Here is a 6,484-nt window from a genome sequence, read left to right as displayed (position 1 = left end):
CTCGCCGTCCTTGTACATCCGGCTCAGGGTCTGGGTGCGGTGCTTCACCGTCTCCCAGTCGTCGCAGACGATCTTCTGGCACTGCCTGGCCACCGCGTACTCGTCCTCCCAGCCCCCGACGTGGCTGTAGAAGGACCCCGGCTTCATCCAGGCGGCCTTGAGCAGGGGCGCCTGGGCGCTGGTCGCCGTGACCAGGATGTCGGCCCCCTCCATGGCCCGGGCGCCGTCGGTGCCGGTCGCCACCAGCTCCATGTCGGGGACCAGCGGGGCGAGCTCGCGGACGAACTGCTCCTCCTCCTCGGCCGTCCTGGCCGCGACCCGGCACTCGGCCAGGCTCGGGCGGACCGTCTTCATGGCCAGCAGGTGCATCTTGGCCTGCTCGCCGCTGCCGATGAAGCCGATCACCCGGGCCTCGGCGGGGGCGAAGTGCCTGGCCGCCAGCGCCCCCATCGCCCCGACCCGGATGTTGGAGGCCAGGGTCCCCTCGAGCACCGCGATCGGGAACCCCTTCTCGATCTCGGAGAGGATGAACAGGGCGGTGAGGTTCTGGAGGCCGAACCGCGGCACGTTGGGCGGGAAGACCGACACCCACTTCATGCCGCAGACCTTCTCGGTCAGCAGGGTCGAGGGGAGGCAGTTGATCCGCTCCTGGGTCTCCTGGTTGAAGATCTGCACGATCTTCTCGGGGAACAGCACCTCGCCGTTGCGGTGGGCCAGCAGCGCCGACTCGGCCGCGTCGATGGCCAGGTGGAAGTCGAGGCAGCCCGCCTCCAGCAGGTCCTCCTGGGACAGCCAGGTGAAGCGGATCGCGTGGTCGGCGTCGCTCATGGTGCCTCCCCCTCCAGGAAGGCGACGGCGCGGCAGAACGCCGCCTCGCCGCCGACGAACTTCCACGGGAAGCAGCCGAACTGGATGCGCTGGTCCAGCACCTCGTCGATCTGGCCGCCCAGGTTCTCGATGTGGATGACGTCGTGGGGGAACAGCAGGGTGTGCATGATCTGGAGGTCCTGCTTGGGGAACAGCTCGTCAAGGGGGCGGCCGAGGGCGGCCTCGGCGTCTTCGGCCTCGTCGGGGCGGATCTTGCGGATGACGGTGTTCATCGGGTGGTCGGCCGAGCCGGCGTCCACGGCCAGCCAGCGCACCCCCCGGTCCAGCACCCACTCGGCGAACTCGCGCGTCGGCCCGGGATGGCGGACGAAGTAGCGGGTCTCGTCGACCTGGCTGCGGTCGACCCAGTTCTCGTTGTAGAAGCGGTGGTAGCCGGTGTGGATGATGAGGATGTCGTCCCGCTCGACCTTGAGCCCGGTCTCCCGCTCCCAGCGCTCGAAGTGCCCGGGCCCGTACAGCTGGTAGTCGCCGACCCCCATCCGCTCCAGGTCGACCACCACCGCCGACCCGACCAGCCAGGGCAGCGGCAGCTCGCCGATGGTCTTGCCCGCCGACCAGAAGTGCACCGGCCCGTCCAGGTGGGTGCCGACGTGCAGGGTCGAGGTGATCTCCTGCCCGCCGACCTTGTCGAACGCCAGCCGCTTGACCCACTTGATCGAGGGCCCGTCGTAGCTCGCGAACGCCGGCGTGTGCATGCTGAAGTCCTGCGACAGGTCGAGCACCCGCATCGCCTCGAGCCCCACGGCACGTCTCCCTTCCGGTTGGTCACGGGCTCCGACGCTACCTGACGGGGGTACCTTCGGCGAGCAGGGTGGTGGTGGCGGCGATCCCGGCGGCGTAGGCGCGGCCGCTGCCGTGGCCGAGCCGCTCCAGGCGCGACAGCGCCCCGGGCCAGGCCGTCTCGCCGGCCGGGCTCAGGTCGAGGAGCCGCCCGGCCGGTTCGGCCAGGCGTCCCTCGGCCGCCAGGGCCAGCAGGGTGGCCGACAGGGCGGTGGTCCGCCCGGGTTCCGGTGCCAGGGCGGCCAGGAACCGCCCGCGGCCCGGCTCGTCGAAGCCGCTGGCCGGGCCGAGCACGGCCACGGCCCCGGCGACCGCGGCCAGCAGGTCGTCCCCCTCCGGCGTGAGCCCGGGCCCCCGCCCCGCGAGCGCGCGCGAGGCCGCGACCGCGGGATTCGGGTCACGTTCACGAACGGCCCGGAACAGCAGGGCCAGCCCGGCCGCGCCCTCGGGGTCGGCGGCGGTGGCCAGCCCGGCCCGGGCCAGCTCCCCGACCAGGTCGCCCGGCCCGGCCCCGAGGGCGCGGAGCAGGGCCACGCCGCGCCGGGCGACCGCCTCCGGCGACGCCCCGGCGGGCACCGGCACGGCCGGGTCCCATACCGGCGGAGCGGCCGGGTCCCAGGTGACCCGGAGCGCGCCCAGCTCGACCCGGCCAGGGGAGAGCCGGGCGGAGGCCCCCGGCACGACGCCGGGCCCGGACAGGGCCCCGGTCCCGGCGGCCAGGGCGACGCCGTTGGGCAGCAGGGGGACCTCGCGGGTGGTGACCGCGACCACGAACCCGCCCAGCTCGACCCAGGCGGCCGTCGCGCCCACACCCAGGAGCACGCCGCGGCGCCCGCCGCCCGCGAGCTCCAGGACCGGCACGGCCACGAGGTGGGCGGGAAAGGCGGTCACGGCGACCCCGGTTCAGGCGTCGCCGCCGCCGGGCGCCCGGCTGCTGATCGGCGCCGCCTCCATGCGCTCAGCGCTGCCGGCGAGGGCCCGGGTGGCGGCCACGAACGCCTCCATCGGGGGCTCGACCAGGCCGGCGCCGACCTGGCCGACGCCGGGGTCCTTGTGGGCGATGCCGGTGTTGACGGTGGGCAGGACCCCGGTGTGGACGACCTCGCGGCAGTCGATCCCGAGCGGGGTGCCGCGGAAGCCGAGCGCCGGGAGCTGGTAGGCGGCGCTCTCGGCCCAGGTGATGTCGTACATGGCCAGGGTGGCGGCGACGGCGTCCTCGGGGCTGCCGCCGACGAAGCGGACGATCGCCGGGGCGGCGGCCATGGCCATCCCGCCGATGCCGATGGTCTCGGTGATGGTCGAGTCGCCGATGTCGCGGTTGGCGTCCTCGGGCCCGAACCCGGGCAGGTAGAGCCCGTCGACCACCCCGGCCGGCCCGGTGAACCAGCGGTCGCCGGTGCCGGCCAGCCGGATCCCGAACTCGGTGCCGTTGCGGGCCATGGCGGTCACGATCGAGGCACCGGCCGTCCCGGCGGCCGCGTCGGCGGTGGCCTTGCCGGCGGCCATGGCCAGGTTGAGGAAGAAGTGGTCGTTGCCGGAGATGAACTGGGCCGCGGCGACCACGTCGGCGGTCGGCTCGTCGACCGTCAGCAGCGCCGGGAGCAGCGCCCGCAGCAGCAGCGAGGTGCCGGCCCGGTTGCGGTTGTGGCCCTCGTCGCCCATCTGCAGCGCCTGGGCGATCATGGCCCGGAGGTCGAGCGGCTCGGGCAGCCGGGCCAGGGCCGCGGCCAGGACCCTGGCCAGGACGTCCCGCATCCAGGCCAGCCGGTCCAGCACCTGGACATCGTAGGCGCCGTAGCGAAGGACCCTGCCGAGCCCCTCGTTGAGGGTGCAGACGGCCCGGTTGCCCCGGTCGCCGTTCTCCACCAGCCAGACGGGCATGGACGCGCTGACCACCCCGGCCATGGGCCCGACAGCCCCGTGGTCATGGCAGGGGGCGAAGCGCAGCCCGCCCCGCTCGGCCAGCCGGACCGCGTCGTCGGGGTCGGCGGCGATCCCCTCGTGGACGGCCGCCCCGATGATCGCCCCCCGCAGCGGCCCGCACATGTCCGTCCAGCCGATCGGGGGCCCGGCGTGCAGCAGGGTCCGCTCGTCCAGGTCGGGCACCAGGTCGCCCGCCCGCCCGATTCCCACCACCCGAGGCTCGGCCGCCTGCATGGCCGCCACCGCCCGGTCGTTGGCGGCGGCGGTCTCCTCCGCGCGGCCGGCGAGCCGTTCCAGCGCCTCCTCGGCCCCGGCCGGCGGCCGCCACTCCACCCGCGTCACCTCGGCCCCCTGGCGCTCGACCTCGCCCGCGAACAGCTCCACCCCGGCGTTGACCGCCCTGACCGGCCGTCCCAGCAGCCCGCTCACGGTCGTCCCTTCCCGAGCCCGGCGGCGGCCAGGGCCAGCCGGGCCGCCGCCGCCGAGGACCGGGTCACCAGGGCCCCGGCCGCGCGCAGGGCGGCCGCCTGGCCGTCCAGGCCCTGCGGGTCGCCGGCGGCGCCGCACAGCGACACCACCACCGACAGCCCGCCCGCCCCTTCGGCCAGGGCCCCCTCGATCAGCGGGGCCAGCTCGCCCGCCGGGTCGGGGTGGGCGCCGTACCCGAGGACCACGTCCAGCAGCACCACCCCCGTCTCCGGATCGGCCGCCTCCCGCCGGAGACGCTCGTTCCGCAGCCCGGGGTCGATCATCGGATGCGCCCGCCCCTCGGTCAGCGCGTCGTCCCCGAAGTCCACGAACGTGTGCCCTTCGCTCCGGTGCGGGTCGGCCAGCCGCCACTCAGAGCGCAGCGGGATGTTCGACGCGACCCGCCCCACGACCCTCGCCACCACCGCCATCGCCTCGTAGCAGAGGGTCCCCCCACAGAACAGCCCCCGGATTGCTCCTGGGGTGACAGCCGGCGGGTCGGGACGCGACCGGCTGTCCACAGCCCCGCCCGAGGGAACCGACCCGCCCCCGGCCGCCCAGGCGGCTGCGGCCTCCAGGGAAGCCGCGAACGACACGCCGTCGGGTAGGGGCGGCGGGTCGCCCAGGCCGGGGAAGGCGAGGACGGCCGGCTTGCCGGTGGCGGCGGCGGCGTCGGCGACCAGGCGGGCGACCCGTGGGTCGGGGGGCTTGGAGATGATGACCAGACGCTCGGTGGCGTCGTCGGCGGCGAGCAGGACGAGGGCGCGGAGGGTCATGATGCCGCCGACCTCGGGGGAGAGGTCGCGGCCGCCGACGCCGATGGCGTGGGAGATGCCGGCCCCGGCCGCGTCCAGCAGGCAGGTGACCTCCTGGATGCCGGTGCCGGAGGCGCCGACGATCCCGACCGGGCCGCGGGGGACGGCGTTGGCGAACCCGAGGCCGACCCCGTCGATGATGGCGGTGCCGCAGTCGGGGCCCATGAGCAGCAGCCCGCGCCGGGCCGCGTCCCGCTTGCGGGCTGCCTCGGTGGCCGGGTCGAGGCCGTCGGAGAAGCAGAACACGTGCAGCCCGGCCTGGAGCGCCCCGGCGACCTCGTAGTGGAGGTGCCGTCCCGGCACCGACAGCACGGCCAGGTTGAGGTCGGGGTCGCGCCGGGCCGCCGCCCGCAGCGACCGCGGCGCGGCGAGCTGGCCGGACCCGGATCCGGCGCCCGACCCGGGGCCGCGGCCGGCCCCGGCGAGCAGGGCCTCGACCTGCTCCAGAGCCCGGGCGGCGGCCTCCTCGTCGGCCGCCCGGACACACAGCACCAGGTCGCTCGGCCCGAGCTCGCCGGCATTGACGGTGAATCCCTGCCTGGCCAGCAGTTCCAGGTTGACCGGGGTGGCGGCCACGGCGGCCGCCGCCTCGACCCCCGGCAGCTCCTCGGCCTGCCGGGACACCTGCATCAGGGTCACCGAGTCGTGGTAGGTGCCCCTGCGGACCTCGACCCGCGAGGCGGTCACGGCTCCCGCGGCGGCCGGTCGCCGGGACCAGGCTCCGCAGCAGCCGGAGAACCCGGAACCCCCGGCCCCTCCGGACCTACCGTCCCCGTGCCGGCTGCCGGGCTGGCGATCGCACCCTCGGCGAACACCGGAGCCCCGCCCAGACCCCGCAGCACCCGGTAGATGATGATCGCCCCGAACGACCCGAGGGCGATGCCGTTGAACTCCAGGTCGCCCCAGCTGAGGGTGTAGTTGGCGGCGCCCACGATCAGCGCGACCGCGGCCGTGACCAGGTTCACGGGGTCGCGGAAGTCGACCCGGCTCTCGACCCAGATCCGCGCCCCGAGCACGGCGATCATGCCGTACAGGACCGTGGTCGCCCCGCCCAGCACTCCCGGCGGGATGGTCACGATCAGGGCCCCGAACTTGGGCACCAGGCCGAGGAGGATGGCCGTCACCCCGGCGACCACGTAGGCGGCGGTCGAGTAGACCTTGGTCGCCGCCATCACCCCGATGTTCTCGGCGTAGGTGGTGGTGCCCGAGCCGCCGCCCAGCCCGGCCAGGGCGGTGGCCGCCCCGTCGCCCATGTAGGCCTTGCCCAGCGAGTCGTCCAGGTTGCGTTCGGTCATGGCGGCCACGGCCTTGACGTGGCCGGTGTTCTCGGCGATGAGGACGATCACCACCGGGGCGATCAGCGCGACCGCCCGCCAGGTGAAGGTCGGTGTATTGAAGTCGGGCAGCCCGACCCAGTCGGCGTCGCCGACCGGCTTGAAGTCGACCTCGCCGGCCACGGCGGCCACCAGGTAGCCGACCAGGACCCCGAGGAACACCGACAGCCGCCCGATGAACCCCATGAAGACGATGCCGATGAGCAGGATCGCGACCAGGGTGATGAACGCGATCAGCGGCTGCTGGGCGAAGCTGTCCCTGGCCACCGGGGCCAG

The 6,484-nt window shown here is 74.9% G+C and carries 6 protein-coding genes; all 6 read right to left on the bottom strand.

Annotated features, from left to right (window positions below; genetic code table 11):
- On the bottom strand, window positions 1-828 hold an 828-nt coding region (locus tag VF468_10005), incomplete at its 3' end, for an ornithine cyclodeaminase family protein (GenBank protein ID HEX5878642.1).
- A complete protein-coding gene (locus tag VF468_10000) occupies window positions 825-1,631 on the bottom strand; it encodes a cyclase family protein (GenBank protein ID HEX5878641.1) in 807 nt (268 codons plus the stop codon). The genes VF468_10000 and VF468_10005, both read right to left, overlap by 4 nt.
- Window positions 1,632-1,668: 37 nt before the next feature.
- Window positions 1,669-2,559 (bottom strand): DUF2877 domain-containing protein, encoded by an 891-nt coding sequence (locus tag VF468_09995; GenBank protein ID HEX5878640.1) that lies wholly within the window; start codon window positions 2,557-2,559, stop codon window positions 1,669-1,671.
- Window positions 2,560-2,571: 12 nt separating this feature from the next.
- Complete coding sequence (locus tag VF468_09990) at window positions 2,572-4,020, bottom strand: DUF1116 domain-containing protein (GenBank protein ID HEX5878639.1); 1,449 nt, start codon at window positions 4,018-4,020, stop codon at window positions 2,572-2,574.
- A complete protein-coding gene (locus VF468_09985; protein HEX5878638.1) occupies window positions 4,017-5,561 on the bottom strand; it encodes an FdrA family protein in 1,545 nt (514 codons plus the stop codon). Before VF468_09985 ends, VF468_09990 begins: the two co-directional genes overlap by 4 nt.
- Window positions 5,558-6,484 (bottom strand): solute carrier family 23 protein (locus tag VF468_09980; protein ID HEX5878637.1); only part of this gene is annotated, 927 nt, incomplete at its 5' end. The genes VF468_09985 and VF468_09980, both read right to left, overlap by 4 nt.

This window comes from Actinomycetota bacterium (assembly GCA_036280995.1).
Lineage (GTDB): Bacteria > Actinomycetota > CALGFH01 > CALGFH01 > CALGFH01 > CALGFH01.
Note: the sequence above shows the minus strand (reverse complement) of the source record. Positions and strands in the feature narration are given on the sequence as shown.